This is a genomic window from Salipiger sp. PrR003, from assembly GCF_010500785.1.
Lineage (GTDB): Bacteria > Pseudomonadota > Alphaproteobacteria > Rhodobacterales > Rhodobacteraceae > Salipiger > Salipiger pacificus_A.
On record NZ_JAAGOV010000034.1, the window covers coordinates 83,375 to 109,911 of the forward strand.

At 65.9% G+C, this 26,537-nt stretch carries 23 protein-coding genes, 1 tRNA gene and 2 pseudogenes; 14 read left to right on the top strand and 12 right to left on the bottom strand.

The window, feature by feature from the left end; translation table 11 throughout:
• Positions 1–4: 4 nt before the first annotated feature.
• Positions 5–520 carry an isopentenyl-diphosphate Delta-isomerase gene (gene idi, locus G0D83_RS10065; protein ID WP_164192908.1) on the bottom strand — a complete coding sequence of 172 codons (516 nt, stop codon included), beginning with the start codon at positions 518–520 and terminating at the stop codon, positions 5–7.
• A 149-nt stretch (positions 521–669) separates the two neighbouring features.
• Between idi and G0D83_RS10070 the strand changes: the two genes are divergently transcribed.
• A complete protein-coding gene (locus G0D83_RS10070; protein ID WP_164192912.1) occupies positions 670–1,083 on the top strand; it encodes a cytochrome c family protein in 414 nt (137 codons plus the stop codon).
• 92 nt (positions 1,084–1,175) lie between these two features.
• On the opposite strand, the gene G0D83_RS10075 is transcribed toward G0D83_RS10070, so the two are convergent.
• On the bottom strand, positions 1,176–2,297 hold the full coding sequence (locus G0D83_RS10075; protein ID WP_254694417.1) for a polysaccharide biosynthesis/export family protein: 1,122 nt from the start codon (positions 2,295–2,297) through the stop codon (positions 1,176–1,178).
• A 155-nt stretch (positions 2,298–2,452) separates the two neighbouring features.
• Here G0D83_RS10075 and G0D83_RS10080 point away from each other — a divergent pair, with 155 nt between their 5' ends.
• Positions 2,453–3,064, top strand: coding sequence for a sugar transferase (locus G0D83_RS10080; RefSeq protein WP_164192915.1), 612 nt, complete (start codon positions 2,453–2,455; stop codon positions 3,062–3,064).
• Here the strand turns inward: G0D83_RS10080 and G0D83_RS10085 are convergent, their stop codons facing one another.
• Both G0D83_RS10085 and G0D83_RS10090 read right to left on the bottom strand, forming a co-directional pair.
• Complete coding sequence (locus tag G0D83_RS10085; RefSeq protein ID WP_164192919.1) at positions 3,065–3,730, bottom strand: YjbF family lipoprotein; 666 nt, start codon at positions 3,728–3,730, stop codon at positions 3,065–3,067.
• Positions 3,727–5,853: a YjbH domain-containing protein gene (locus tag G0D83_RS10090; protein WP_164192923.1), complete on the bottom strand. Its 2,127-nt coding sequence runs from the start codon at positions 5,851–5,853 to the stop codon at positions 3,727–3,729. Before G0D83_RS10090 ends, G0D83_RS10085 begins: the two co-directional genes overlap by 4 nt.
• A gap of 241 nt (positions 5,854–6,094) precedes the next feature.
• Between G0D83_RS10090 and G0D83_RS10095 the strand changes: the two genes are divergently transcribed.
• Together G0D83_RS10095 and G0D83_RS10100 are read left to right on the top strand one after the other, a co-directional pair.
• The gene (locus G0D83_RS10095; RefSeq protein WP_164192927.1) at positions 6,095–6,928 is read left to right on the top strand and encodes a flagellar motor protein MotB; all 834 of its coding nucleotides are present in this window, start codon (positions 6,095–6,097) and stop codon (positions 6,926–6,928) included.
• 117 nt (positions 6,929–7,045) lie between these two features.
• Positions 7,046–8,305, top strand: a pseudogene (locus G0D83_RS10100) (flagellar hook protein FlgE); the annotation flags it as partial.
• Here the strand turns inward: G0D83_RS10100 and G0D83_RS32150 are convergent.
• From G0D83_RS32150 to G0D83_RS10110, 3 genes and pseudogenes are all read right to left on the bottom strand, one after another.
• Positions 8,296–8,436, bottom strand: a pseudogene (locus G0D83_RS32150) (flagellin); the annotation flags it as partial. The pseudogenes G0D83_RS10100 and G0D83_RS32150 overlap by 10 nt on opposite strands.
• Before the next feature lie 261 nt (positions 8,437–8,697).
• A complete protein-coding gene (locus G0D83_RS10105; RefSeq protein WP_164192933.1) occupies positions 8,698–9,072 on the bottom strand; it encodes a flagellar protein FlgN in 375 nt (124 codons plus the stop codon).
• Positions 9,069–9,299 (bottom strand): hypothetical protein, encoded by a 231-nt coding sequence (locus G0D83_RS10110; protein ID WP_108964260.1) that lies wholly within the window; start codon positions 9,297–9,299, stop codon positions 9,069–9,071. The genes G0D83_RS10105 and G0D83_RS10110 overlap by 4 nt, the downstream gene beginning before the upstream one ends.
• Positions 9,300–11,041: 1,742 nt before the next feature.
• Here G0D83_RS10110 and G0D83_RS10115 point away from each other — a divergent pair.
• Positions 11,042–11,485 (top strand): flagellar hook-length control protein FliK, encoded by a 444-nt coding sequence (locus G0D83_RS10115; RefSeq protein WP_164192936.1) that lies wholly within the window; start codon positions 11,042–11,044, stop codon positions 11,483–11,485.
• Positions 11,486–11,500: 15 nt separating this feature from the next.
• Positions 11,501–12,169 carry a flagellar hook capping FlgD N-terminal domain-containing protein gene (locus G0D83_RS32735; protein WP_164192939.1) on the top strand — a complete coding sequence of 223 codons (669 nt, stop codon included), beginning with the start codon at positions 11,501–11,503 and terminating at the stop codon, positions 12,167–12,169.
• Positions 12,170–12,190: 21 nt separating this feature from the next.
• On the opposite strand, the gene ubiB is transcribed toward G0D83_RS32735, so the two are convergent.
• Entirely contained in the window at positions 12,191–13,723 is a 1,533-nt protein-coding gene (gene ubiB, locus G0D83_RS10125) for a 2-polyprenylphenol 6-hydroxylase (protein ID WP_164192943.1), read from the bottom strand.
• 1 nt (position 13,724) lies between these two features.
• Positions 13,725–14,477, bottom strand: coding sequence for a bifunctional demethylmenaquinone methyltransferase/2-methoxy-6-polyprenyl-1,4-benzoquinol methylase UbiE (gene ubiE, locus G0D83_RS10130; protein ID WP_108964264.1), 753 nt, complete (start codon positions 14,475–14,477; stop codon positions 13,725–13,727).
• An 81-nt stretch (positions 14,478–14,558) separates the two neighbouring features.
• On the opposite strand from ubiE, the gene mutM reads away from it, so the two are divergent.
• Positions 14,559–15,410: a bifunctional DNA-formamidopyrimidine glycosylase/DNA-(apurinic or apyrimidinic site) lyase gene (gene mutM, locus G0D83_RS10135; protein WP_108964265.1), complete on the top strand. Its 852-nt coding sequence runs from the start codon at positions 14,559–14,561 to the stop codon at positions 15,408–15,410.
• Between the two features lie 65 nt (positions 15,411–15,475).
• The gene (locus tag G0D83_RS10140; protein WP_164192946.1) at positions 15,476–16,252 is read left to right on the top strand and encodes an enoyl-CoA hydratase; all 777 of its coding nucleotides are present in this window, start codon (positions 15,476–15,478) and stop codon (positions 16,250–16,252) included.
• A gap of 63 nt (positions 16,253–16,315) precedes the next feature.
• Here the strand turns inward: G0D83_RS10140 and G0D83_RS10145 are convergent, their stop codons facing one another.
• The gene (locus G0D83_RS10145; protein ID WP_095882428.1) at positions 16,316–16,498 is read right to left on the bottom strand and encodes a hypothetical protein; all 183 of its coding nucleotides are present in this window, start codon (positions 16,496–16,498) and stop codon (positions 16,316–16,318) included.
• 265 nt (positions 16,499–16,763) lie between these two features.
• Between G0D83_RS10145 and rpsT the strand changes: the two genes are divergently transcribed.
• The 5 genes from rpsT to gyrB all read left to right on the top strand — a co-directional run bounded on the left by rpsT (position 16,764) and on the right by gyrB (position 23,958).
• On the top strand, positions 16,764–17,027 hold the full coding sequence (gene rpsT, locus G0D83_RS10150) for a 30S ribosomal protein S20 (RefSeq protein WP_108964267.1): 264 nt from the start codon (positions 16,764–16,766) through the stop codon (positions 17,025–17,027).
• 543 nt (positions 17,028–17,570) lie between these two features.
• Positions 17,571–18,968, top strand: a complete 1,398-nt coding sequence (gene dnaA, locus G0D83_RS10155) for a chromosomal replication initiator protein DnaA (RefSeq protein WP_108964268.1) — start codon at positions 17,571–17,573, stop codon at positions 18,966–18,968.
• Between the two features lie 152 nt (positions 18,969–19,120).
• The gene (gene dnaN, locus G0D83_RS10160; RefSeq protein ID WP_108964269.1) at positions 19,121–20,239 is read left to right on the top strand and encodes a DNA polymerase III subunit beta; all 1,119 of its coding nucleotides are present in this window, start codon (positions 19,121–19,123) and stop codon (positions 20,237–20,239) included.
• A 115-nt stretch (positions 20,240–20,354) separates the two neighbouring features.
• Positions 20,355–21,461: a DNA replication/repair protein RecF gene (gene recF / locus G0D83_RS10165; protein WP_164192949.1), complete on the top strand. Its 1,107-nt coding sequence runs from the start codon at positions 20,355–20,357 to the stop codon at positions 21,459–21,461.
• Between the two features lie 79 nt (positions 21,462–21,540).
• Complete coding sequence (gene gyrB, locus G0D83_RS10170) at positions 21,541–23,958, top strand: DNA topoisomerase (ATP-hydrolyzing) subunit B (RefSeq protein ID WP_108964271.1); 2,418 nt, start codon at positions 21,541–21,543, stop codon at positions 23,956–23,958.
• Between the two features lie 78 nt (positions 23,959–24,036).
• Here the strand turns inward: gyrB and G0D83_RS10175 are convergent, their stop codons facing one another.
• Both G0D83_RS10175 and G0D83_RS10180 read right to left on the bottom strand, forming a co-directional pair.
• The gene (locus G0D83_RS10175; protein WP_164192953.1) at positions 24,037–24,483 is read right to left on the bottom strand and encodes a GFA family protein; all 447 of its coding nucleotides are present in this window, start codon (positions 24,481–24,483) and stop codon (positions 24,037–24,039) included.
• 66 nt (positions 24,484–24,549) lie between these two features.
• Positions 24,550–25,533 carry a complex I NDUFA9 subunit family protein gene (locus G0D83_RS10180; protein ID WP_164192956.1) on the bottom strand — a complete coding sequence of 328 codons (984 nt, stop codon included), beginning with the start codon at positions 25,531–25,533 and terminating at the stop codon, positions 24,550–24,552.
• A gap of 147 nt (positions 25,534–25,680) precedes the next feature.
• Here G0D83_RS10180 and G0D83_RS10185 point away from each other — a divergent pair.
• Positions 25,681–25,767, top strand: a tRNA-Leu gene (locus G0D83_RS10185).
• The last annotated feature ends 770 nt before the right edge of the window (positions 25,768–26,537 follow it).

Here is a 26,537-nt window from a genome sequence, read left to right on the forward strand (position 1 = left end):
CGCGTCAGCCGAGGATCATCTCGCCATGCTCGGCGAGATAGATGCGCAGCCAGGGGGTGAAGGCCTCGGGCTGCGCAGCGATGCGCTTGCGCACCTCGGACAGTGTGAGCCATTCGGTGTCCATGACCTCGGCGGGGTTCGGCGCGGGCTCGACCCCTGGCCTGGCCTCTGCCACAAAGATATCGACAAGCTCGTGCTCGGTCATGCCACCGCCGACCTCGGCCCGGTATTCCACTTGTCCGCGGTACTGCGGATCGAGCCCGCGCAGCGCCAGTTCCTCGTCGAGACGCCGAAGCGCGCAGTCGCGCGGGCTTTCGTCCCAATGCGGATGGGTGCAGCAGGTGTTCGCCCAGAGACCCGGCGTATGGTATTTTTCCAGCGCCCGGCGCTGCAGCAGCGTCCGTCCCTCGCGCATGACAAAGACCGAGACCGCCTTGTGGCGCAGCCCCTTGAGGTGCACTTCGAGCTTGTCCACCGGAACGAGGGTGTCCTCCACCCACGCGGGAATGTCTTGGGCCATGCGGCGCCTCCTTCTGAAGCGTCTGTTTCACTGCTGCCCGCGACAAGGTCAAGTCGCGGCATTTTTCCCGCGCCGGGCATTCCGTCGCAGCGCATCGCGGGGCAGACTGCCCTAGAACCGTAACCGGAGACGCGAAACTGGAGAATGGTATGTATAGCAAGATGATGCTGGGCATCGCGGCCGCGTTCGTGGCGGGCTCCGCCCAGGCCGGGGACGCCGAGGCGGGCAAGAAGCTCTTCGAGCAGCGCTGCCGCGCCTGTCACGTGATCCAGGCAGACGATGGCACGCCGATCCAGAAAGGTGGCCGGACCGGGCCGAACCTTTACGGGGTGGTCGGCCGCGTCGCGGGCAGCGAGGACGGCTACCGCTACAAGGCCTCCATCGTCGAGGCCGGTCAGAAGGGCCTGGTCTGGGACGAGGCGAGCCTCGAGACCTACGTGCAGGATCCCTCGGGTTTCCTGCAGGAATATCTCGGTGACAGCTCCGCGCGCTCGGGCATGACCTTCAAGCTGAAGAAAGGCATGCAAGACGTCTACGCCTATCTCGCCTCGGTCACGGAGTGAGCCGGGCTCACCGACTGCAAACGGCTCTGAAACGGCAAAGGGCGCTCCTGCGGGAGCGCCCTTCTCGTTTTCTGATAGGGCACCGCCCGGTGTCAGTTGACGAGCGCGGTGGTGCGCTGCGTGGTGGTCACGCCGCTGTTGATGATGCTCAGCAGGGTCTGCAGGCCGGCCAGCGGGCTCTCGGTCGCCAGCACCACGTCGTCGGGGTAGATCGGGAACTTGCGCGCCGCGAAGAGCCCGTCGGCGGTGGTCATGTCGAAGGTGAAGACGACCTGCTGCATGTTCGGCCTGGCAGCGCCCGACCCCAGCTGCTTGGGCGTGTACTCCCGCAGCACCATCACCCCGGTGGGATCGGCGCGCACGTCGTAGAGCCCGCCGATCAGCGACAGCGCCTCGAGCGCGTTGATCTCGTCCTTGGGGAAGTTGACAAGCGTCTGCCGCGACGAGGCGCCCATGCCGGTGAAGGTGCGGTAGTCCTCTTCGATGACAACCGTGTCGCCGGGCAGCAGCAGCGAGTTGTAGGCGCCGCTCTCCATCAGGGTGCGGGCCGAGATTTCGTAGGTGGTGCCCTGCCGGATGAGCCGCACCAGCGGGTTCTTCAGGCCGGGGTTGATGCCGCCCGCATCGGCGATGGCGCCGAGGATCTTGTAGTTGCGCGAGGGCATCGGGAAGCTGCCCGGACGGGCGACGCCGCTGACCATCTCGATGGCGTTGCCACGGCCCTCGGTGAGGCTCACCTGCACCTGCGCCGTCGGCACGATGGCCTCGAGCTTTTCCTGGATGCGGCCGCGCGCCGACGCCGGGCTGAGGCCGCGCACGAAGACCTCGTCGACGTAGGGCAGGAAGACCGCGCCATTGGCGCCGACCTCGACCGCGGGCAGCACGGTGAACTTCTCGGCGGGGTTGGTCAGCAGCGAGTTTTCCTGGCTGTCCCAGATGCGGATGTCGATGTGGTCGCCGGTCTGGATGACGCTCTGGTTGGTTCCGGTCGAGGTGCGCGGCCAGCGGCCGTCGAGCGTCGGGCCGGTCTGCGGCCAAGAAGCGATCAGCGGCATGTTCGCGCGGGTCACCTCGACCACCTGGAAGGTCGGGTTCTGCTTGTCGGCCTGGGCGAGGATCTCGGATTGCATCGCGGCGCCACGCGGCAGCGCGCAGCCCCCCAGAAGAGCAAGGCTCGCAGCGACGGCAAAAAGACTACGCGAGAGTTTCAACACGGGGGTCTCCGGGACGTTCCGAGGGTTTCTAAAGCTTTGCTCGAAGTGATAGACAGTTTTGAGGCTTGGGAAAAGTCGCTTGCGCCGCAGCGGCAGCCGGGCTTGGCGATTTCTTCGCGCCGCGGTGCGCGATTGCTTGCAGGAGACAGATGGGAATGACGGTTTCGAAGCGCGTGCTCGACATTTGCCTTGCCGCGCTGCTGCTCGTCCTGCTGTCGCCGCTGATCCTTGGTATCTGCCTCGTGCTCCTGCTGCGCGACGGTCGGCCGGTGTTCTATCTTTCCGAGCGCATGCGCAGCCCGGACCGGGGCTTCCGCCTTTGGAAATTCCGCACCATGCGCCCGGACGCGGGCGACCGCGGCGTCTCGGGCGGGGACAAAACCGACAGGATCTCGGAAACGGGAAAATTTCTCAGAAGTCACCGGCTCGACGAGCTGCCGCAACTTTGGAACATCCTGCGTGGTGACATCAGCTTTGTCGGCCCGCGCCCGCCGCTGCGCCGCTACACCGAGATGTTCCCCGAGCTCTATGCCGAGGTGCTGCGCGCACGGCCGGGGGTGACGGGTCTGGCCACGCTGGCCTTTCACCGCACCGAGGAGCGCCTGCTGGCGCCTTGCCGCGATGCCGACGAGACCGAGGGGGTCTATTGCCGCCGCTGCGTGCCGCGCAAGGCCCGGCTCGACCTGATCTACGCGCGCCGACGGAGCCTGTGCTACGATCTGCGCCTGATGGCGGCGACCGTGGTCAGGCGCGTCGGTCTGCATTGATCAGCGCCGCAACTGTTGCAGGGTGACGTAGCCGGTGGTTTCGCCCAGCCATTGCCGCGCGCCGACGATCTCGCCCCCGGCATCGACGATGTAGACATCGGCGAAGTCCGGCTCCGTCTCGCTGCTGCAGGCGGCACGGACGGCCATGCCCGAGACACCCGGAATGACCTCGACCTGCTGCTGCGGGGTCACGCTGCAGCTGTAGGTCAGCACCTCGGTGACATCCTCCGGCGTCAGGAAGCGCTGGACGTAGCGCGCCTGTCCGGCGCTGCGGGCGCGCACGAGGCGCAGCAGCGCATCTTCCTCGACCGACATCAGGTCGCCGCCGAGACCGCGCGTCGCGGTGATCATGCCGTGGCGCAGGACGATGGCCTGGCGGCTGGCGGTGCCATAGGTCCGGTGCTCTCCGTTGCGCTCGATTTCAAGCGCCACGGCTTCGGACTTGCGGTCTTCGATGCGCAGGCGGAGCACCGGCAGGTCGGTGGCGGCGAGCGTTGCTGCGATCTCCTGATCGGAAATCGGCTTGTTGTCCTCGTCGCTCGGCCCGAACAGACTGCTGTAGGCGCTTTCGAGCAGGGGGTCGCGCCGGTCGTCGTTGCCGCAGCCGGCGAGCGCGGCGATCAGCCCGCCCAGAAGCGCGGCGCGGCAGGTGGTCTTCAGGGTCATCGCCAGAACCTTCCCCAGGAGGCGGCCACGTCGGGCTCGTGATTTTCGCGGATGCGCTCGTAGAGCCGGTCGTCGATGGCCAGCTTGGCGCCGCCGTCGCGCTGCACCGAGCGGATGGTGAGGGTGCTGTCGTTGCGCGAAGGCTGTCCGGTGCCGATAGAGACCGGGATGGTGAAGAGCAGCCCCTTGTCAAAGGAGCCCTCGCCGAAGTCCTTGGCCGAGACATCGGTCTTCGTGGCAAAGGCGCCGATCCGCCAGCCGTTGGCGAACTCGCGGGTGAGTGTCACCGTCGCGCCGGCATCGCCGGCGATGTAGCGGCCGACATCGAGCTGCGCGTTGTAGCCATTGCCGAAGTCGTAATAGGCCGAAACGTGGCCGTTCACATGCGGGAAGCTGCGGGTGATGCCGGTGACCGGGTCGGTGGTCTCGTTGCCCTGCAGTCCGAAGAGCATGTCGAAGTCGCGGCGCTCGACGTAGTTGAGCTCTGCGCCGAGGGTGAAACGGCTGGTGGCCGGTTTCCACAGCAGCTCGGCGGAGGCGCCGGCGTACATCGGCTCGAGATAGCCCAGCGTCAGGCGGCTGTAGAGCTGCGCCGCGGGCTTGCCATAGAACCCCAGCGTCAGGCGCGGGATGCGCGGGTCGGCCTGACGGGCGTATTCGGCGTAATCCGTCCGCACGCGCGGCAGCCTGGATTCGGACTCGCGGGTCACCTCGTCGAGATTGCCGACGATCTTCTTGTTGAGCGAGCCGCTCAGGACGATGTTCGGCGTGAACTCGATGGTGCCACGCAGCGAAGCGCCGAGATCGAGCCGCAGCGGCCCGTCCGGATCGAACGTGGCATAGCCGTAATAGGGCGCCAGCGACCACAGGTACTTGGGGTAGCTTTCCAGTTCCTGCGCCGGGGTGTCAGCGGGCGCCTCGCCGAAGCGGGCGCGCACCAGCATCTCGGTCGCGGCCTCGTTCTCGAGAGCTTCGAGATCCGAGCGGCGCAGGGTGATCGCCGAGGCCGGGGCCCCTTTTTCCGAGGGAATGATCACGAATTCCTCGACAGAGCCGGGCATGATCCGGCTCATCGAGCGTGCGGCGCGGCCCACGGCCTGCGAGGTGGCGCCATAGGTCTCGTTGCGCAGCCGCAGCGTGGCGCGATGCGGCTCCAGACGGAAGCCCTCGAGCTCCAGTTTCTCGCGCTTCAGGCTGCGCGCAAGCCGGGCCTGCGTCGTGGCCTCGGTCGCGGCGAGGTCGCTGGTCCAGCCAAGATCGCGCGCCTCGGCGCCGGTACGCGGCTTGATCGGAAGCGGCGCGCTCTCGACACCGCCGGGAACGCCAAGCGTCTTGGGGTTCATCGTATAGGTGTACTGGGCGCCGATCGTGCTGCCGTAGGCATAGTAGAGCGAGAGCTGGCTGCCGCCCTTGAAGCGGTAGTCCATGCCAATGTTGATCGGTGAATTGTGATCGAAGGTCGAGTTTTCGCGCTCGAGATCGTATTGGTCCGAGGAATACTCGAGCTTGAACGTCAGCCGGTCGTCCGGCGACCAGGCGACGCCGCCAAAGGGCGCGATATCGCCGCGGAACCAGCGGTCGGTGGTGGGCTGGCCGCCTTCGTCGAGCACCTCTTCGGAGCGGGTGCCGAAGCCGCCGAACCCGTTGTAGCTGGCCAGACGGCCCCAGCCGAGGCCGCCGGTGATCTGCAGCCCGGGGGTGATCGTCTTGGTGGCGACGATGTACTCACCGCTGTAGATGCCGGTGCCGATGAAATCCTGCAGACCCACGACCACCGAGGGGCGCCAGTCGCCTTCGGTCAGCAGCTGGAAGCGCAGATCGAAGCTGCGGTCGTAATAGACCCCGTCCACCGAGGCGCGGTGATCGAAGCTGCCGATGCCGGTATAGCGGAAGGTGCCCACGAGCCGCGGTGCGATCTGAAAGCTGACGGAGCCGCGGTTGGCGGTGCCCATGCGACCGAAGGTCAGCCCCAGCGTCGCATCGGGCGACATGTTGGCGTCGGGCATGTCCACGAGCCCGGGCAAGCCATAGAGATTGTAACTCGGCACAGTCTCCGGATGGGCAGCCCCCGCCAGCGCCGTCGCCCCGGCCAGAAGTGCCGCGATACCTGCCCGTCGTGCCATCACGTCCTCGTTTCGCTTTCGTGTTTTCCCCAGAGCTAGAGCCAAACCACGGCCCTGTCCATGGATCACCTGCCGCAGGGTTGCTGCTGTGGGTTCTGCGGCACGGTTGCGGCGCGGTTCCGCTTGGCGGGCGCCGTGGTGGTCGGGACCAGGGCGGATTTTCGGAAGATTTCTAAATTTTAAGGCAGGGGTAACAGCGCGCGGGCTATTCCCGGTGCGGGGTGTTTGGAAGGGGATGGATATGGCCGCCGACAGCAATGTCGCGCCAGTCATCATCAAGCGGAAGAAGAAGGGCGGCGGCCATGCTCATCATGGCGGCGCCTGGAAGGTCGCCTACGCGGATTTCGTGACGGCGATGATGGCCTTCTTCATGCTCATGTGGCTGCTCAACGCGACGACCGAGAAACAGCGCAAGGGACTTGCGGATTACTTCAACCCGACCATTGCCGTGGCCCGGATCTCGGGCGGCGGGGATGGGCTGATGGGCGGCGAGAGCACCTTTTCCGAGAACGTGCTGCCGCGCATGGGCACCGGCTCGACCGCGCTCGAGGCGACCGAGAAGGACGCGGCGCGGGGCAGCGAGACCATGGGCGAGTCCGACCCCGAGGCGGCCGAGACGGCGGAGCTCGAGGAGCTGCGCGACCGGCTCACCGGGCGCCATGGCGAGAGCATGGTGGATGACGGGCTGATGCGCCACGTGGTGACCCGGGTCACCGACGAGGGGCTGGTGGTGGAACTCTTCGAAACCCCCGACGCGCGGCTCTTTGCTCAGGACGGCAGCCCGACCTTCCTGCTGCGGCGGCTGGCACAGATCATCGCCGGGGCGAGCCGGACGGTGCGCAACCCTCTGGCCGTCGAGGGCCACGTGCCCGCGGCGCCGATCGTGCTGGCGCGGGACCGCTCGTGGGACATCTCGGGCGAGCGGGCGTCCTGGATGCGCAGGCTGTTGCAGGACGAGGGCGTGCCCAAGGCGCGCATCGCCCGCAGCACCGCCCACGCGGACCGCGAACCCTCGCGCGGGAACCCGATGGACACGCGGAACGGCCGGGTCGAGGTGATCTTCCTGCGCAAGTAATCCCGAGCGCCTCGCCTCAGCAGCGGAAATGGTCGGGATTTTACCTGTTAGCCCGCCGTTAAGTCGCCGTCCGTAGGCTCAGGGGACGGCAACAGGTGACAGCAGAAAGGTGCGCCCATGACCATCTCTTCGTCTTTGAACGCCGGTGTCTCGGGGCTGACCGCGAATGCCAGCAGGCTCGCGGCGATCTCCGACAATATCGCCAATTCCTCGACCTACGGCTATCGCCGGGCCGAGACGGAGTTCAACGCGCTGGTGATGACCGATGGCGGGCGCTCCTACACGGCGGGGGGGGTCATGTCCTCGAACATGCGGGTGATCGACCAGAAGGGATCTCTGGTGACCACCGGCAACGCCACCGATCTTGCAGTGCGGGGCAGGGGGATGCTGCCCGTCGTCGGCGGCCCGCAATACCAGGCCAATCCGACCGAGCCCGAGCTTCTGCTCACGTCCACCGGCTCCTTCCGCATCAACGAGGAAGGGTATCTTGCCAATGAACTCGGCTATTTCCTCATGGGCTGGCCGGCGGACATCGACGGCACCATCCCGAACTTCCCGCGTGATACGGTCGACGGACTCGAGCCGGTGCGGTTCAGCCTCAACCTGCAGGGCGACCCGACCACCGCGGTGGAGATGAGCCTGAATCTGCCCGCCACCGCCACGATGTCCGATTCCGACGGAGCCTCCGAGACGCTGTCGGTGGAATATTTCGACAATCTCGGCGTGTCGCAGAACATCGCGATGACCTTCACGCCGACGGTCCCGGCGACCGGCATGTCGAACGAATGGACCATCGTGATGACCGATTCCGCCTCCGCCGGCGCCGTGATCGGCGAATATGTGGTCACTTTCGACGACACCCGCGCGGCAGGCGGCAAGATCAGCACGGTCACCACCGTCTCCGGCGGTGCCTATAATGCCACCACGGGCAAGATGACGGTGACCGTGGCCGGCGGGCCGATCGAGGTCGACATCGGCGCGGTCGGCGACAGCATCGGCCTGTCGCAGCTGTCCAACAGCTTTGCGCCGATCTCCATCGCCAAGGATGGCTCGCCGGTGGGCAATATGGTCTCGGTCGAGGTGGACGAGAACGGTTTCGTCAACGCGCTCTATGACAGCGGGGTCAGCAAGACGCTCTACCAGATTCCGCTCGCCGACCTGCCGAACCCGAACGGCATGATCCCGATGGACAACCAGACCTTCAAGCCCTCGCCGGAAAGCGGCTCTTACTTCCTCTGGGACGCGGGGGACGGGCCGACCGGCGACATCAAGTCCTACGCGCGCGAGGAATCCACCACCGACGTGGCGCATGAGCTGACCGACATGATCCAGACACAGCGGGCCTATTCCTCGAACGCCAAGGTGATCCAGACGGTCGCATTGTCCTTGGCGGTGGCCACGCTCTTGCCGGTCGAGATCTCGCCCTGCGTGCTGGCGAGGTTCATGTTGATCGACTTGAGGGTCTGCAGCGCGACCATCGCGCCGTTGTTCGTCAGGATGCTAGACATCTTTTTCGTCCTTGAATGTGGCGCTTTGCGCCATTCCTGTCTCCGGTCCCGACCCCTTGTCCTGCAGGACACTCTTCCCTTGGCGCTGATCTGCGCCACGGGGAGAGGGGCGAAACCTCTCGGGACGTCGTTCTGACGAAGCAGCCAGGAGCCCTGCCCCCCTGCGCCATCCAGCTCTGGATGCCAGCTCACCCTAGAGAGGAAGATGTTAAGCCAAGCCTAAGTCAGCTGCGAATTTGCCCCGGCTCGAGGCCTCAGTGTCTAAAGTTTCTTTTGAATGCGGCCCGCCGGCCCCGGGCCGATCCTCGTTTTGCGTCCGTTCGGGTCGTAGGTGTCCATCTGTCTCCCCAGCCGCTGCCAGGTGCCAAGCCTGCCCTGCGCCGCGGCGAGCCCCTGCAGCGCCATCTCCAGCAGCCTCTGATTGCGACGCAGAGCTGCGAGAAGCCGAGGCGCCCGGTGCGGCAAGCGCGATGGGTCCGCGGCATAGAGCTCAAGGCAGGCTTCCTTCCTGCGCGCAAGTTCGGAAAGCTGCGCGAGCTCGCCGGCGAGCAGCGCGCGCCGCTCGGCTTCGAGCACGGCCAGAAGCCGCGCCTCTGCCGGGTCGCCGGGCGTTGTGCGGCGGGAAGGGGCGGTCACGGCGCCCGCGGCGTCCGGCTGGGCTGGGTCGGCAGGAGGGCCACCCGGTCCGCGAGCCGATTGGCGTATTCGTCGCGCAGGAAGGAGGCGAACTGCGCCTCTCCCGCGCCGCCGCCGAAGAGGCCGCGCGTCTCGAAGGCCCCCGAGAATTGCAGCATCTGCGAGATAAACAGGCGGTTCAGCAGGCGGTTGGGTGCTGCGGTCGCCGGACCAGTCTGGTCTATCATGGACTTGCTCCTGTCGATTCGTCGAAGCGCTCTCCACGATGCTTAAAATAGTCTCGGTAAAGGTATTCTTAGCGGGTCCCCGGATATCGTCTTCGAAGATCGGATGACCAGGGGTCGACAGCATGTTCCCGATGCAGGCGATGCTTCCAAATCTGCAAGAACTGCGGTCCGCTGGTGCGATGCCCGGACAACAAGGTGACTCGCCGCCGCAGGGGAGCGTCCTTTCCGGTGACCCCCAGGCCGATTTTCAGGCGACCTTTCGCGACGTCGCGATGCCCGGGCGGCCGGATGCGCCGGCGGTCGAGGCGGGGGAACTGGAGGTCAAGAAAGGCGCCGCAGAGCGCGAAGACCCCGCGCCCCGCCCAGGGGACGAAGGGGGGGTGGGGCCAGAACTGTCCCCTCTTGACCGGGCGCTGGACACGCTGTCCGACGCAGACGCTGTGCCCGGGGTGGTCAGTGTCCCGGTCGAGAAGGTGGAGCAGGTCTTCGACACCGCCAATCCGCAGGAGGTGCGCCGGGTCGGGATCGCCCCAATCCGGAGGAGGGAGACGGCAGAGGAGGCGGCGGTCCCCGAGGGCGCACCTCGCACCCGCGAGCGGTCCGCCGGGAGTGGCCAAGGTGCGCATCTGGCTGCGCCTCGGCAGAAGGCATCGGATATTTTGCTCGACGCGCGCCCCGGCGTCGCCCGGTCTTCTGAGAGACACGCGATCAGGACACCTCGCGCCGCGCCGGAGGTTGGCAGAACGGAAGCCGGACCGTGGCTTGGTGTCGCTGCGGGGGTCGCCCCCGCCACGCGTGACGACGTGACGAGCCCTGAACCTCGTTCTGCGGGCGTCGGTGCAGGCCATAGGCTCCCGCTCGAGGGGCAAGCCAGCTCGGGCGTTTCCCGATCCGGGGTCGGTCCGGTCTTAGACGGCGGAGAGGGCGCCTCGGCGTGCCAACGCTCCGACGAGCCTGCCGAGCGCCCCATCGGGGCTCAGAGCGGCGCGGAAGGACGCTCGAAAGGACCGGGCGACGTCGTGTTGGCTGAGGGTGAAGGCGGGACGGAGACAGGGCCAATGCTCGCGCCGCGGGTCAGAACCCGGACGCCCGAGCGCGCAGCGGTTGGCTCCGCAGGCATGGTGTCCGGAGATCGGGAGACAGGGACGTTGCCGGACTCCCGGGCTCCGGCGGGCCTATCGCCACACGCGGGTCCCGCGACGTCGGACCAATCCGGCCGGTCCTCGCGCCAGCCACGGCACCAGGCCGGGCCGGTCGCTCATGGGCACGAGCCGCCCCGCCCTCCAATTGATCCGAGGGCCATCCCAACACGCAGCGCCGGGTCGAAATTGAGAATCAACGCTGCGGATGCGGCTCCGGCGCCGGATGGCTTTCAACGAAAGACATTTCCGCATGATGGACGCCCCACAAGCCCACATGTCGCGGTGCTCGCAGGGTTCCTGCCAAGGCCAGACACAGGACGAGAGGTAAGATCGGCGATCCCGAATGAGGAGACCTTAGCAAGGTCGCAGCGCCCCGAAAGTGCGCTGGGGGCCTCCAGCGCGCCGGGTCAGGTGAGCCTGGACAAGGCGCCCGTGTCCGGCTCTCGGCCTGTGACGGCCGCGACGGTGTCTCCGACTTTCACGCTGGCATCGGCAGGGGAGATCGGGGTTTCGGACGGGAAACGGACGCAGCTCGCATGGGAGGGCGATCCACGCGAGCCAGCTGTCGCCTCGCATTCGGGGGACTCGACGCAGGCCGTCATGGCGAAAGACGCGATATCGCCGCGGGAGCAGCTGGCGGCGGCCCGTGGGCAGCCGTTGCCGTCGCCGGTCCGGCAGCTCGCCGAAGCGATTGTCACCGGCAGCGGCGGTAAACTCGAAGTGCAGCTCGAGCCCGAGGAACTTGGCCGCGTGCGGTTCCACATGCAGATATCCGAGCACGGGGTCGCGCTGCAAGTGAGCGCGGATCGGCCGGATACGCTCGACCTGTTGCGCCGGAACGCGGACCAGCTGGCGCGCTTGCTCACGGAGGCGGGATACCAGGGCAGCACTCTCAGTTTCTCTGGCCAGCGGCGCGGCGGCGCTTCGCAGGGGCGGTCGGGCAGGCCGGACCACCGCGTCCCTGACGGGGCGGCGGCGCAAGGCGCGCCGCAGGCAAAGGCCCCTGCTCGCGTTGCTGCGGCGGGGCTCGACCTCAGGCTCTAGGCAAAGGAGACAGACGTGGATATTTCAACGGCCGCGCAGACGTCGGCGGGCGCGACGAGCGCCGTGGCGATCGGGAGCAGCAGGTCAACGCTGACCAGCGACTTCGACACTTTCCTGAGAATGCTGACCACCCAGGCTCAGAACCAGGACCCTTTCAATCCGGTCGACGCCACCGAATACGCGTCGCAGCTCGCCAGCTTCTCGGCGGTGGAGCAGCAGGTGCTGACCAACGATTTGCTGACCGGCTTGACCGGACTCGCCAGCGACGGCGGATTCGAGCGGTTGGCCTCCTGGATCGGACTCGAGTCGCTGGTCGCGGGGACCACTTATTTCGACGGCTCCGCGGTCGCCTTCGATGTCGATCTCCCGGAAGATGCACAGAGCGCGATCCTCGTGCTGCGCGATTCGAGTGGCGCGGAGCGCAACCGGCTGTCGCTCACGCCGGGGAGCGACCGCTATCTCTGGGACGGGACGGACCTTGGCGGCGCGCCCCTGCCGGAGGGGCTTTATCATGCCGAGGTCGAGCTTTACCACGAAGGCGTGCTTGCCGAGACGCGTCCGGCGCAATCCTACATGCGCATCGACGAGGTGCGGCGCGCGGAAGGCGGCTTTTTGCTCACGTTGCAGGGCGGCTGGCAGATCGAGGCGACCAAGGTCGTGGCGCTGCGCCGCCCGACCGAGTGACGGGCGGCGCAGGACGACAGATCAGAAGATCGACAGGAGGACCAAGGTGATCCCGGCGCCGGAGAGCAGCCCACCGATGCCCCAGCCGAGCCGCCGGGCCCATTTCGACTCGAGCTCATCGGCGAGCCCCTGCGTCTGCCGGATCAGCGCCTCTTCGACGAGACCGGGCAGGCGCGGGCCAAAGCGGGCCATGACCCGCGCGGTCTTGGCAAAGTCGCGCAGCGCGGCGCGGGGGCCGATGGAGGTCTTGATGTATTGCTCGACCACAGGTCGCGCGACGCTCCAGATGTTCATATGGGGGTTGAGCGAGCGGGCCACGCCCTCGACCACCACCATCGTGCGCTGCAGCAGGATCAGCTCGGTCCGGGTCTCCATGCCGAAGCGTTCGGTCACTTCGAAGAGGTAGTTGAGCAAGCGGCCCATGGAAATGCGGGTCGAATCCATGCCGAAAATCGGCTCGCCTACGGCACGCAGCGCGCGGGCGAATTCGTCGACATCCTGGTCGGCGGGAACGTAGCCAGCTTCGAAATGTACCTCGGCGACGCGGCGGTAATCGCGGCGGATGAAGCCGTAGAGAATCTCGGCGTAGACCCGGCGGGTGTATTCGTCGATATGGCCCATGATGCCGAAGTCATAGGCGATGATGTCGCCGTTCGGCGCCACCTTCAGGTTGCCCTGGTGCATGTCGGCGTGGAAGAATCCATCGCGCAGCGCGTGGTTGAGGAAGAGCTGAAGAACCCGTTCGCTGAGCTCCACCCTGTCGTGACCGGCGGCGTCGATGGCGGCATTGTCGCCGAGCGGCACGCCCTCGGCCCAGCTCATCGTCATCACCCGGCGGCCCGAGAGCCCCCAGACCACCTCGGGAAGCTGGAACCCCTCATCGTCCACGGTGTTGGCGGCGTATTCGCTGGCCGAGGCGCTTTCCAGTCGCAGGTCCAGCTCGCCGTTCACCACGCCCTCGAAATGGGCGATCACGTCGCGCGGGCGCAGCCGTCGCGAGGCCGGCGAAAGAAAGTTGATCGCATCGGCGGCGAGCCAGAAGGCATCGATATCCTTGCGGAAAGCCCGCTCGATGCCGGGCCGCAGCACCTTCACGGCGACGGTCTCGCCGGTCTCGGCGAGCCGCGCCTTGTGCACCTGCGCGATCGACGCGGCGGCGACGGGGGGGCTGAACTCGGAGAAGACCTCGTCGACCTTCACGCCGAGTTCGGTCTCGACCTGCGCCTTGGCAGCCTCGACCGGGAAGGGGGGCAGCTTGTCCTGCAGCACGCGCAATTGGTTGGCGAGCTCTTCGCCGACGACGTCCGGACGGGTCGAGAGCACCTGGCCGAACTTGATGTAAGCCGGGCCGAGCGCCGAGAGCGCGCGGGTCACCGGCGGCATCGCCGGGTCGCCCTCGTACCCCAACCACTTGAAGGGCCAGGCGAGGATGCGGGCGGCAGCGCGCAGGGCCGGCGGGGCCTCTACTGCGTCGAGCACCACGCCCATCGCACCCGTGCGCTCGAAGGTGGCGCCGGTGCGCACCAGCCGCCAGATGTTGTGAGGACCCTTCATGTCAGATCTTCCAGCCCGAATGCAGGCAGGCGATCCCCATGCTCAGGTTGCGGTACTTGGCGTTGGCGAAGCCCGCAGCCCGCAGCATTCCGAGGAAGGTTTCCTGATCGGGGAACTTGCGGATCGATTCCACCAGATACTGGTAGCTGTCGCGGTCGCCCGCGATCACCTGCCCCATGCGCGGGATCAGGTTGAAGGAATAGAGGTCGTAGACCTTCTGCATCAGCTCGTTGGGGATCTGGCTGAATTCCAGCACCATGAGCCGTCCGCCCGGCTTCAGCACGCGGAAGGCCTCGTTCAGGGCCTCTTGCGGGCGGGTCACGTTCCGGATGCCGAAGGAGATCGTGTAGACGTCAAAGGTGTTGTCGGCGAAGGGCAGGGCCATCGCGTCGCCGACCACCCAGTCGAGCTGCTCGGCCATGGCGCCCGCTTCGGCGCGCTTGCGTCCCTCGACCAGCATCGGCTCGGTCAGGTCGCAGACCGTGGCATGGCCGTGGCCCGCGCGCTTGAGAAAGCGGAAGGAGATGTCGCCGGTGCCCCCCGCCACGTCGAGCAGCCTCGAGCCGGGGCGCGGTGCCAGCCAGTCCATCATCGCATCTTTCCAGACGCGGTGGATGCCGAAGGACATGGCGTCGTTCATCACGTCGTATTTCGACGCGACCGAGCCGAAGACGCCGCGTACGCGGTCGGCCTTCTCTTCCTCAGGGATGTCGGTGAACCCGAAGTGGGTGGTTTTTCCGGTCTCTTTGGTCATGGGCCTTGCCGTCCTGTGTCCGACACTCCTTATAGAGCCCGCGCGCCGCGCTGCAATGCGGCCCAGTGGAAAGGATCCGTGATGCCCGAACTTCCCGAGGTGGAAACCGTTCGTGCCGGGCTTGCCCCGGTGATGGAAAACGAGGTGATCGCCGAGGCCAAGGTGAACCGGCCCGATCTGCGCTGGCCCTTCCCCGAGCGTATGGCCGAGCGTCTGACCGGCGCGCGGGTGCTGCGGCTGCGACGGCGATCGAAATATATCCTTGCCGATCTGGACACCGGCGAGACCCTTCTGATCCATCTCGGCATGTCGGGCCGAATGCTGGTCTCGGGCGATCCGCTGGGGCGCTTCGTGCATGACCATCCCGCGCCGGAAAAGCACGACCACGTGGTCTTTGAAATGGCCAGCGGCGCGCGGGTGACGTTCAACGACCCGCGGCGTTTCGGGGCGATGGACCTGATGCAGACGGCGACCGCCGGGGCGCATCCTCTGCTCGCGGCGATCGGGCCGGAACCGCTGGGCAATGAATTCAGCGAATCCCATCTGGTGGCCGCGTTGAAGGGGCGCAGCATGCCGATCAAGACGGCGTTGCTGGACCAGAAGATTGTTGCCGGATTGGGGAATATCTATGTTTGCGAAGCCTTGTTCCGCGCCGGCATCCGTCCTTCACGCCGCGTCAACCAAATCTCGGAAAAGCGCATCTCGGCGCTCGTACCGATCATCCGGCACGTGCTGACGGACGCCATTTCCGCGGGCGGCTCCTCGCTCAAAGATTTCCGGCAAGCCGATGGAGAACTTGGATATTTTCAGCACAGCTTCGATGTCTACGGACGCGAAGGGCAGCCCTGCCGCGGGGACGGTTGCGCCAACATCATTCACAGGATCGTGCAATCCGGGCGCTCTTCCTTCTACTGTCCGAGCTGCCAAAGATAACTTGATTGCAGGGGGCAAGTTGGTAAGGCTGCGCGACAATGCCAACGGACGGGAGCCCGACAGTCATGGCCTATGAGACGATTATCGTCGAAGTAGACGACGACGTTGCCACTATCACCCTGAACCGCCCGGATGCCCTCAATGCGCTGAACAGCCAGCTTCTTGGCGAGCTCGCGCAGGCGCTGACCGAGGCGGATGCCAATGACAAGGTGCGCTGCATCATCCTGACCGGCTCGGCCAAGGCCTTTGCCGCCGGGGCCGACATCAAGGAGATGTCGGAAAAGACCTTCGTCGAGATGTTCCTCGGAGACTTCTTCGAGCCGGCCACCGAGGCTGTCGCGAAGGTGCGCAAACCGGTGATCGCCGCGGTGAGCGGTTACGCCCTCGGGGGCGGCTGCGAGCTGGCGATGATGTGCGACTTCATCATCGCGTCGGAAACCGCGAAATTCGGCCAGCCCGAGATCAACCTTGGCGTTATCGCCGGGATCGGCGGGACGCAGCGCCTGCCGCGCTACGTCGGCAAGGCCAAGGCCATGGACATGCACCTGACCGGGCGTTTCATGGATGCTGATGAGGCCGAGCGGTCGGGGCTGGTAAGCCGCGTCGTGCCGGTCAAGCAACTGATGGAAGAGGCGCAGAGCGCCGCGGCCAAGATTGCCGAGAAGTCGTTGCTCGCCTCGATTGCCGCCAAGCAGGCGGTGAACCGTGCCTTCGAGACCACGCTGGACGAGGGGTTGCTCTTCGAGCGCCGCCTGTTCCATTCGCTCTTTGCCACCGAGGACCAGAAGGAAGGCATGTCTGCCTTCCTCGAGAAGCGGACGCCGCAGTTCCGCGACCGCTGAAGCGATTGCATCGCAAGCCGGGCCTGTCCGCGCGGGGACAGGCCTTTTTCATGCCCGGGCCACTCAGGACTGCAGCGGGCCGCGCGTCTGGCGGATCGCTTCCTGGATGGCGCGCCAGGTCTGCGCCTCCTCGGCGGCACCCCGGCGTTCGTTCTCGCGCACCTTTGCGGCGGCCTCGGCCTCGGCCCGGGCCCCATGCGCCCGGTAGAGCGCCTGTGCGGCCTCGTTGATCTGCATTGCGTTCATGGCTGACTCCTCCTTTCAGTCTGGAGTGTCCCGCGGCGAGGGCCGTGGGAGGGCGATCCTAGCCGATTCTCCCCCATTTCCCCAAGAAGTGCCGCTGGGGCCTTTGCAACCGGCGGAAAATGGGCTATGCGCCCCGCCTACATGCGTGTGATGCCCGCTCAGGCAAGAATCGGTCCGGCGACGACAGATCCGGGTCTGGTGGATATTGCACGTCCGAAATTCAGACCCAGGCCTTGTCGGCCACAGACACATAGGACCGATCATCATGGCAAATACGCCCCAGTCCAAGAAGCGCGCACGTCAGAACGAGAAGCGTTACGCCGTCAACAAGGCACGCCGTTCGCGCATCCGTACCTACCTGCGCAAAGTCGAGGAAGCGATCGCTTCGGGCGACAAGGACGCAGCCACCGCAGCTCTCGCCGCAGCTCAGCCCGAACTGATGCGCGGCGTGACCAAGGGTGTCTTCCACAAGAACACTGCTTCGCGCAAAATGTCGCGTCTCTCCTCGCGGGTGAAGTCGCTCGCCTGAGCACGTCAAGTGTCAGGCTGAAATGACACACTTAATAGGTGTGTGATCGAAAAGGCATCGCCATTGGTGGTGCCTTTTTTCATGACTCACACCATATTTTGAAGGCCGAGATTCTTTTTTCGGATTCCATTGAGTCAAGTTTGAAGTTCGGTTGCTGCTCTTCTCGGAACAGGAGTAATTTCATCGAGCGAGTCACGTCGCTGGGGGGACAGGCAATCGCGGATCACGCCACGGGAATCGTGGAAAGGTCTTCGTCGCTTCGGTCGTCTGATCAACAGATGCCGATTTCGGGATGATTTCATCCTGCCAGTCCAATTGTAAAATGGGTGAGTAGTGCGCCTTGCTGGGTCGCTTCGGGATGCTGGGAGTCCCGGGGAGCCTTTATGCGTGCTATGTCACTGGGACAGAGACTTCTCTTCCTGACTCATGCCGTTTCGGCATGGGGCCTGCATTTGCTCCCCATCGGTGGCTCAATTGGGCGCGTGTGTGTGTGTTGCCCAAAGGGACATAGGAAGAACCGGTGAAAAGACGGAGCGGGGATAAATGACGCAGGAACAATGGGGCGCGCTGCAAGACAGGCTGAGCAGCACGATCGGGGAAAACAACTACCGAACCTGGATCAAGCCCCTCGAATACAAAGGTCTGGAAGCCGACGGGGTGGCGGTCTTCCTAGCACCAACGAATTTTATTGGCACCTACGTGTCGCAGAATTTCGGGGACCTGCTGCTGTCGCAGATCTCCACGCTGGATTCGCAGGTTCGCCGCCTGCAATTCCGGGTCAGCAACGCGCCGCGTCCGGCAGCGGGCCGTCCGAGCCCACGCCCGGTTTCGGCGCAGCCCGAGCAGCCGGCCCAGGCCAATGCGGCCAACGGCCAATCCGCACAGGGCGGAAGCGACCTGCTGCCGAGCGCGCCGCTTGATGCGCGCTTCACTTTCGATAATTTCATCGTCGGCAAGCCCAACGAGCTCGCCCATGCCGCCGCGCGCCGCGTTGCCGAGGCCGAGACCGTGACCTTCAACCCGCTGTTCCTTTACGGCGGCGTGGGCCTCGGCAAGACGCACCTGATGCACGCGATCACCTGGGAGCTGCGCAACCGCCGCCCCGACCTGAACGTGCTCTACCTGTCGGCAGAGCAGTTCATGTATCGCTTCGTGCAGGCCCTGCGCGAGCGCCGCATGATGGACTTCAAGGAGCTGTTCCGCTCGGTCGACGTGCTTATGGTCGATGACGTGCAGTTCATCGCCGGCAAGGACTCGACGCAGGAAGAGTTCTTCCACACGTTCAACGCGCTGGTGGACCAGAACAAGCAGATCGTCATCTCGGCCGACCGCGCGCCGGACGAGATCAAGGATCTGGAGAACCGCATCCGTTCGCGTCTGCAGTCCGGCCTCGTGGTCGACCTGCACCCGACCGATTACGAGCTGCGTCTCGGCATTCTGCAGTCGAAGGTCGACACCTACCGCAAGCAATACCCGTCGCTGCAGCTCGACGATGGCATCCTCGAGTTCCTGGCGCATCGCATTTCGACCAACGTGCGTGTGCTCGAAGGTGCGCTGACGCGCCTCTTTGCCTTTGCCTCGCTGGTCGGCCAGCCCATCACCATGGAGCTGACGCAGGATTGCCTCGCCGACGTGCTGCGCGCCTCGGACCGCAAGATCTCGATCGAGGAGATTCAGCGCAAGGTGGCGGATCACTACAACATCCGCCTTTCCGATCTCATTGGCCCCAAGCGCGTACGCAACTTCGCGCGCCCGCGGCAGGTGGCGATGTACCTGTGCAAGCAGCTCACCGCCCGCTCGCTTCCCGAGATCGGCCGCCGCTTCGGCGGGCGCGACCACACGACGGTCATGCACGGGGTGAAGCGGATCGAGGAACTGCGCATGCAGGACAGCCAGATCGCCGACGACATCGAGCTTCTGCGCCGCGCGCTCGAAGCCTGAGACCGCACGACCACATTTGGGAACGGGGCTGCCCAAGGGCGGCCCCGCGGCCTTGACGCTGCAGGCAATCCGTCGGATCAATCTGCAAAAGAATTTGGAGCGGCTTCGCAGATGCGCCAAGCTGCCCCACCGGCCAACCGAGGGACAGGGCGATGAAAGTCAGCATTGAACGGGCGACGCTGCTCAAGGCAGTCAGCCAGGCACAATCTGTGGTCGAGCGCCGGAACACCATTCCGATCCTCGCCAATGTGCTGATCGAGGCCGAGGGCAACTCGGCCAGCTTCCGCGCCACCGATCTCGACATTGAAGTGCTCGACCGCGCCCCCGCGGTGGTCGAGCAGGCTGGGGCCACCACAGTTTCCGCAGTGACCCTGCACGAGATCGTCCGCAAGCTGCCCGACGGCGCGCTGGTCCAGCTGACCGCCGACACCTCCGCCGGCCGGCTGACCGTGGCCGCAGGCCGCTCGAACTTCAGTCTCGCGACGCTGCCCAAGGAAGACTTCCCGGTCATGGCGTCGTCCGAGTACTCGTCGAACTTCACCGCCAAGGCCGAGGTCCTGCGCAGGCTCTTCGACAAGTCGAAGTTCGCGATCTCGACCGAGGAAACGCGTTACTACCTCAACGGCGTGTACATGCATGTCGCCGAGAGCGAAGAGGGCCGGGTGCTGCGCTGCGTTGCCACCGACGGTCACCGCCTTGCCCGCATCGACGCGCCGCTGCCTGCTGGTGCAGAAGAGATGCCCGGCGTGATCGTGCCGCGCAAGACCGTGGGAGAGCTGCGCAAACTGCTCGAAGAGGACGACATGGACATCGCCGTGTCGGTCTCGGAAACCAAGGTGCGCTTCGCCACGCCCGATATCACGCTGACCTCCAAGGTCATTGACGGCACCTTCCCGGACTACTCGCGCGTCATCCCGATGAACAACACCCGCCGGCTCGAAGTCGACGCGGGCGAGTTCGCCAAGGCCGTCGATCGGGTGGCAACTGTCTCGTCGGAGCGCTCGCGCGCCGTGAAGCTGCAGCTCGACGAGGACCGGTTGATCCTCTCGGTCAATGCTCCCGACAGCGGTGCCGCCGAGGAAGAGCTGGCCGTGGCCTATGGGGATGAGCCGCTGGAGATCGGCTTCAACGCGAAATACCTGTTGGAGATCGCCAGCCAGGTGGACCGCGAGAACGCCGTCTTCATGTTCAACTCCTCGGGCGATCCGACCCTCATGCGCGAAGGCACCGACACGTCTGCCGTCTACGTCGTCATGCCGATGCGGGTCTGACGGTCCCGCCCTGAGCATCCGATATTCACTGAAAGGCAGGGGCTTTGCTTCTGCCTTTCGTGATTCCGGAAATACCCTCTTCCGCGGGGCCCGTCCCCGCGCTACCGCCTGAGCCATGTCCCTGCATCTCACCCGCCTCACCCTCTCGCACTTCCGCTCGCACCGGGACGCCTCGGTCGAGGTGGATGCGCGGCCGGTGGCGCTCTACGGACCCAATGGCGCGGGCAAGACCAACCTGATCGAGGCGGTCTCGCTGTTCTCTCCGGGGCGGGGCATGCGCCGGGCCTCGGCGCAGGAGATGGTCCGCCGTCCCGAGGCGCTGGGGTGGAAGATCGAAGGGCTGCTGCAGACCGGCGATGCGCTGCACGAGATCAGTTTCCGCTCCGAGGCAGGGGCCGCCCGGCAGGTACAGGTCGACGGCAAGGCCGCGCCTCAGGTGGCCCTTGGCCGGCTGGCGCGGGTGCTCTGGCTGATCCCCGCGATGGACCGGCTGTGGATCGAGGGGCCGGAAGGGCGGCGGCGTTTCCTTGACAGGATGACGCTGAGCTTCTTTCCCGACCACGCCGAGCTGACGCTGGGTTACGAGAAGGCCATGCGAGAGCGCAACCGGCTGCTGCGCGACCAGGTGCGCGACGGCTTCTGGTACGCCGCTCTCGAAGGGCAGATGGCCGAGGCAGGAGCGGCGCTGCAGGCCAACCGCCGCGCGGCGCTGGCGCGGCTGGCCGAGGCACAGGCCGGGGCCGAAACGTCGTTCCCCGCCGCCGAGCTCGAGTTGTTGGACGCGGGCACGCCCATGCCCGAAGAGACCGCCGCGCTGCGCGCCGCGCTCGAGGCGAGCCGCCCACGTGACTTGGCGGCCGGGCGGACACTGGTCGGGCCGCACCGCGCCGACCTGCGCGGCACCTTCGCGGCCAAGGGCGTGCCCGCCGAGGAGTGTTCGACCGGCGAGCAGAAGGCGCTGCTGATCTCGCTCATCCTCGCCAACGCCCGCGCCCTGGCGCAGGAGACCGGCGCGGCGCCGATCCTGTTGCTCGACGAAGTCGCGGCGCATCTCGATGCGGGTCGCCGTGCGGCGCTCTACGACGAGATCTGCGCGCTCGGCGCGCAGGCCTGGATGACCGGCACCGGGCCGGAGCTTTTCGCCGAACTGGGAGCGCGCGCCCAGCACCTGGAAGTCACCGAACGGGATGGGCAATCATTGGTTGAAAACCGCGGCCTTTGACACCAAATCTTGTGTCAGCGGCGTGACAATCCTGCTTGAACACCGTATAAAACCAACAAAAATCATGAAGGATCGCGGCATGGCCGAACCGGCAAGCGCACAGCAGGAATACGGCGCGGATTCCATCAAAGTTCTCAAAGGCTTGGAGGCGGTCCGCAAACGCCCCGGCATGTACATTGGGGACACGGACGACGGATCGGGCCTGCACCACATGGTCTACGAGGTCGTGGACAATGGCATCGACGAGGCTCTGGCTGGTCACGCGGACTTTGTCCGGGTGAAAATCCACGCCGACAATTCGGTGTCGGTGCGCGACAACGGCCGTGGCATTCCCGTCGACCTTCACCAGGAAGAGGGCGTCTCGGCGGCCGAGGTCATCATGACCCAGCTGCACGCGGGCGGGAAGTTCGACCAGAACTCCTACAAGGTCTCGGGCGGTCTGCACGGCGTGGGCGTCTCGGTGGTGAACGCGCTGTCGGTCTGGCTGGAGCTGCGCATCTGGCGCAACGGCAAGGAGCATTACGCGCGCTTCGAGCACGGCGAGACGGTCGAGCATCTGCGCGTCGTCGGAGATGCCGAGGGCGAGCAGGGCACCGAGGTGCGTTTCCTGGCCTCGACCGGCACTTTCAGCAACCTCGACTACAGCTTCGAGACCCTCGAAAAGCGCCTGCGCGAACTGGCCTTCCTCAACTCGGGTGTGCGCATCATCCTCGAGGACGAGCGCCCCGCCGAGCCGCTGAAGACCGAGCTGCACTACGACGGCGGCGTGAAGGAGTTCGTGAAGTACCTCGACCGCTCCAAGCAACCGGTGATGACCGACCCGATCTACATGACCGGGGAGAAGGACGGCATCGGCGTCGAGATCGCGATGTGGTGGAACGACAGCTACCACGAGAACGTGCTGCCCTTCACCAACAACATTCCGCAGCGCGACGGCGGCACCCATGTCGCCGGCTTCCGTGGCGCGCTGACCCGCACCATCAACAACTACGCGCAGGCCTCGGGCATCGCCAAGAAGGAGAAGGTCTCCTTCACCGGTGACGACGCGCGCGAGGGGCTGACCTGCGTGCTCTCGGTGAAGGTGCCGGACCCGAAGTTCAGCTCGCAGACCAAGGACAAGCTTGTTTCCTCCGAGGTGCGGCCGGCGGTCGAGAGCCTGATGAACGAGCGTCTGGCCGAGTGGTTCGAAGAGAACCCCAACGAGGCCAAGCAGATCGTCGGCAAGATCGTCGAGGCGGCGCTGGCCCGCGAAGCCGCGCGCAAGGCGCGCGAACTGACCCGCCGCAAGACCGCGATGGACGTGAACTACCTTGCCGGAAAGCTCAAGGACTGCTCGGAAAAGGATCCGTCGAAGACCGAGCTGTTCATCGTCGAGGGCGACTCCGCAGGCGGTTCGGCGCAGACCGGGCGCGACCGCGGCACCCAGGCGATCCTGCCGCTGAAAGGCAAGATCCTCAACGTCGAGCGCGCGCGTTTCGACCGCATGCTCGGCAGCCAGGAGATCGGCAACCTGGTGATGGCGCTCGGCACCGGCATCGGCCGCGACGAGTTCAACATCTCCAAGCTGCGCTACCACAAGATCATCCTGATGACCGACGCCGACGTCGACGGCGCGCACATCCGGACGCTGCTGCTGACCTTCTTCTACCGGCAGATGCCGGAGCTGATCGAAGGCGGCTATCTCTATATCGCGCAGCCGCCCCTCTATAAGGTGAGCCGCGGCAAGTCCGAGGTCTACGTAAAGGACCAGAACGCGCTCGACGAGTACCTGATCAACCAGGGCATCGACGGCGCCGGCCTGAAGCTCGGCAACGGCGAGGTGATCGCCGGGCAAGATCTCGTGCGGGTGATCGACGAGGCGCGCCAGCTCAAGCGCGTGCTCGACGCCTTCCCGACGCATTACCCGCGTCACATTCTCGAGCAGGCGGCGATCGCCGGCGGCTTCGTGCCCGGCGCGGTGGAATCGGACCTGCAGGGCGTCGCCGACAAGGTGGCGCAGCGGCTCGACCTGATCGCGCTGGAATACGAGAAGGGCTGGCAGGGCCGGATCACCCAGGATCGCGGCATCCGTCTCGCGCGTATTCTGCGCGGCGTCGAGGAAGTCCGTACGCTGGACGGCGCGATGCTCCGCTCGGGCGAGGCGCGCCGCACCGGCAGCTTCACCCAGGCGCTGCAGGCGGTCTACAGCACCCCCGCGACGCTCGAGCGCAAGGATCGCCGCCAGGCGGTCTACGGGCCGCTCGATCTGCTGAAGGCGATCCTCGAAGAGGGCGAGAAGGGTCTGTCGCTGCAGCGGTACAAGGGCCTGGGCGAGATGAACCCCGGTCAGCTCTGGGAAACCACGCTGGATCCGGATGCCCGCACCCTGCTGCAGGTCAAGGTCGACGACATGTCCGAGGCCGACGATCTGTTCACCAAGTTGATGGGCGACGTGGTGGAGCCGCGCCGCGAGTTCATCCAGCAGAACGCGCTGAACGTGGAAAACCTCGACTTCTGACCCTGTCGGAAGGCTTTATGCGTAAGCGGCGCGCAGTCCCCTGCGCGCCGCTTTGCGTTTCCGGGCCCGGGCGCCCGCTTACCGCCGGGCGAAGTCTTCCAGCAGCATCGGGAAGTCCTGCTCGGGCGGGAAGCCTTCGTAGCTGTGTCGCGCCGGGGTCTGCGCCCAGTCCAGCTTCTCCGTGGTCATAGTCTCGATGAAGGGGAGCGACCACTCCGGCACGTCGAACATGACGGGGCGCACGTTCACGAAGGCCTCGATCCCGGTGATCCGGGTGAACATCCAGGTCCCGCACTCGCGGCACATGTAGTGGTCGAGCTGCGGCCCCTTGATCCCGCCCGTCACCGGCTCCCCGGCGATCACCCTGATCCCGTCCGAGGGCACCATCATGGTGAGGGAAAAGGCGCTGGCGCTCATTTTCTGACAGCCGCGGCAATGGCAGGCGGCGGTCATCATCGGAGGCTTGCTCACCTCGAGCTGCAGTGCGCCGCAGCGGCAGCTGCCGATCTGGGGAAGCTCGGTCATCTCGGTCTCCTTTCGCGCCCGGTGAGGGGCAAAGAAAAAGCCGGCCCCGGGGCCGGCTTTCTGGTGTCACTCGGCCCGCAGGCTGGCGGCCGATTCCTTGATGGCGTCATATTGCCCGCCGGGGCGGAAGCGCCACAGGTAGTCGGGCATGACCGCCTCGGGGGCGACCGGGGAGATTCCGAGATCGCTCAGCCCCTTGGCGCCTTCCGACACCACATTGTCCTTGCGCAGCATCACGACCTGATCGCGGGTGATCGGTGCGGTGAAGAGCCCACCGGTGATCCGCTGCACGAATTCCGACACGCCTCCGATCACCGAGGCGAGCCCGTAGGGCAGGTTCACCAGCATCTTGCGGCGGCGGATGACCGTCAGCATCTCCTCGATGAAGGCCCGGAAGCTCTTCACCTCGGGGCCGCCCAGCTCGTAGACGCCCGGCGCGGCTGCACCGGTGATTCCCTTCTCCGCGGCCTCGGCCACGTTGTCCACGTAGACCGGCTGGAAGTTGCGGTCCGCGCCGACCAGCGCCAGCACCGGACCCATCCGGGACATCGAGGCGAACCGGTTGAAGAACTGGTCCTCCATCCCGAAGATCACCGAGGGGCGCAGGATCATTGCGCCCGGGAAGGCGGCCAGTACCGCCTCTTCGCCAAGCGCCTTGCTCCGGGCGTAGCCGCTCCTGCTCTCCGTATCCGCGCCGATCGCCGAGATATGCACCAGCGCCTCGGCGCCTTGTTCGGCGGCGATGCGCGCGATGCGCTCCGCCCCCTCGACCTGCACGGCATCGAAACTGTTCTTGCCGCGCGCGTCGAACGTGCCGACACAGTTCACCACCGCGTCGGCGCCCTGCATCACGGCGCGCACCGAAGCGTCGTCGCGGATGTTGCAGAACACCGGCTCGACCTGGCCGACCGAGCCATAGGGTTTCACGAACAGCGCTTCGTTGGGGTGGCGGACGGCGACACGGACGCGCCAGCCGAGCTTCGCCATGCGGCGGGCGATATAGCGTCCGACAAATCCGGATCCGCCGTAAATGGTGACGAGCTTGCTCATCTGGCTACTCCTGCTCCGAGGTTCTAGGCCTTGAATACCGGCCCGTCCGGCACCCGGCAAGGCGGCTCCTTCGGGTAAGTTGCACAAAATGAAAAATCTGCGTTGACACTCCCTGCGGAGATATTTAAACGCCCCCTCACCACCTGTGCCCAGGTGGCGGAATTGGTAGACGCGCTGGTTTCAGGTACCAGTGACTTAACGGTCGTGGAGGTTCGAGTCCTCTCCTGGGCACCATTAAACCCCCGCGAAATCTCCGGATTTCGCGGGGGTTTTGGTTTTCTGGCCCTCGTCGCATCGCGGCTCCCCTCTGTGAAGGCTGTCGCGGGCGCTCGCCGGTAAGGCCCGCGGTGCGTGTCTGAAACTCCAGCGCCAAGGGGTGCGGCGTCCAGCCCGCGCGTCTGCTTGGGGTGGCGCTGGCGGCGGATCTTATGCGCCCCCGCTCGGCGCTCCTGACCCGGTTGCGGGCTTGGCCTTTTGCAGCGCAGCACCGCCCCGCATATACATGAATGAAAATCACCCCCGGACGGGCCGGCGACGCTTTCGGTGTCGTGCCGGCTCAAGGCCGCGGTCGCCTTCTGGGGTGAGACCCGGTCCGGCGTGCCCGTGCGGGCTCCGGATCGAGTCCCTTCAGGGATGTGGCGGGACGCTGCCGCTCGGAGTGTCTCCCTGAGAGGCAGGCCTTACGGGTTGCCGGACGGGCGCGGTTGCGAGCTTGGATTTTACGCGGTTCTAGGCCTCCATGTACTTTTTGCGACAAAAAATGAAAAAAGGGGTTGCGGGTCACGTGCGGAATACGTAAATAGCCCCTCACCGGCGGCGCTGAGGCGCACGACGGGACGCCAGACGGGGCGGCGGCGAGCGGAAACGCGGGGCCGGCGCAGACGAGGCGGACAGGAAATTCGAGAGACGGGCAGGCGGGTGCGCCGAAAGTTAGGGCGCACTGGTCTGGTTTTGTCTCTCACGCTCTTTGACATCGCAGATATCTGAAGAGATATGCGGGCGGC

What these genes read in the sequence shown, in the direction of transcription:
- G0D83_RS10095 (WP_164192927.1), top strand. Translation starts at nt 6,095, where the DNA reads ATGGCCGCCGACAGCAATGTCGCGCCAGTCATCATCAAGCGGAAGAAG.
- idi (WP_164192908.1), bottom strand. Translation starts at nt 520, where the DNA reads ATGGCCCAAGACATTCCCGCGTGGGTGGAGGACACCCTCGTTCCGGTG.
- dnaN (WP_108964269.1), top strand. Translation starts at nt 19,121, where the DNA reads ATGAAAGTCAGCATTGAACGGGCGACGCTGCTCAAGGCAGTCAGCCAG.
- G0D83_RS10070 (WP_164192912.1), top strand. Translation starts at nt 670, where the DNA reads ATGTATAGCAAGATGATGCTGGGCATCGCGGCCGCGTTCGTGGCGGGC.
- G0D83_RS10145 (WP_095882428.1), bottom strand. Translation starts at nt 16,498, where the DNA reads ATGAACGCAATGCAGATCAACGAGGCCGCACAGGCGCTCTACCGGGCG.
- G0D83_RS10090 (WP_164192923.1), bottom strand. Translation starts at nt 5,853, where the DNA reads ATGGCACGACGGGCAGGTATCGCGGCACTTCTGGCCGGGGCGACGGCG.
- G0D83_RS10080 (WP_164192915.1), top strand. Translation starts at nt 2,453, where the DNA reads ATGACGGTTTCGAAGCGCGTGCTCGACATTTGCCTTGCCGCGCTGCTG.
- mutM (WP_108964265.1), top strand. Translation starts at nt 14,559, where the DNA reads ATGCCCGAACTTCCCGAGGTGGAAACCGTTCGTGCCGGGCTTGCCCCG.
- ubiB (WP_164192943.1), bottom strand. Translation starts at nt 13,723, where the DNA reads ATGAAGGGTCCTCACAACATCTGGCGGCTGGTGCGCACCGGCGCCACC.
- G0D83_RS10110 (WP_108964260.1), bottom strand. Translation starts at nt 9,299, where the DNA reads ATGATAGACCAGACTGGTCCGGCGACCGCAGCACCCAACCGCCTGCTG.
- dnaA (WP_108964268.1), top strand. Translation starts at nt 17,571, where the DNA reads ATGACGCAGGAACAATGGGGCGCGCTGCAAGACAGGCTGAGCAGCACG.
- rpsT (WP_108964267.1), top strand. Translation starts at nt 16,764, where the DNA reads ATGGCAAATACGCCCCAGTCCAAGAAGCGCGCACGTCAGAACGAGAAG.
- G0D83_RS10180 (WP_164192956.1), bottom strand. Translation starts at nt 25,533, where the DNA reads ATGAGCAAGCTCGTCACCATTTACGGCGGATCCGGATTTGTCGGACGC.
- G0D83_RS10140 (WP_164192946.1), top strand. Translation starts at nt 15,476, where the DNA reads ATGGCCTATGAGACGATTATCGTCGAAGTAGACGACGACGTTGCCACT.
- recF (WP_164192949.1), top strand. Translation starts at nt 20,355, where the DNA reads ATGTCCCTGCATCTCACCCGCCTCACCCTCTCGCACTTCCGCTCGCAC.
- G0D83_RS10085 (WP_164192919.1), bottom strand. Translation starts at nt 3,730, where the DNA reads ATGACCCTGAAGACCACCTGCCGCGCCGCGCTTCTGGGCGGGCTGATC.
- G0D83_RS10175 (WP_164192953.1), bottom strand. Translation starts at nt 24,483, where the DNA reads ATGACCGAGCTTCCCCAGATCGGCAGCTGCCGCTGCGGCGCACTGCAG.
- G0D83_RS10115 (WP_164192936.1), top strand. Translation starts at nt 11,042, where the DNA reads ATGGCGAAAGACGCGATATCGCCGCGGGAGCAGCTGGCGGCGGCCCGT.
- ubiE (WP_108964264.1), bottom strand. Translation starts at nt 14,477, where the DNA reads ATGACCAAAGAGACCGGAAAAACCACCCACTTCGGGTTCACCGACATC.
- gyrB (WP_108964271.1), top strand. Translation starts at nt 21,541, where the DNA reads ATGGCCGAACCGGCAAGCGCACAGCAGGAATACGGCGCGGATTCCATC.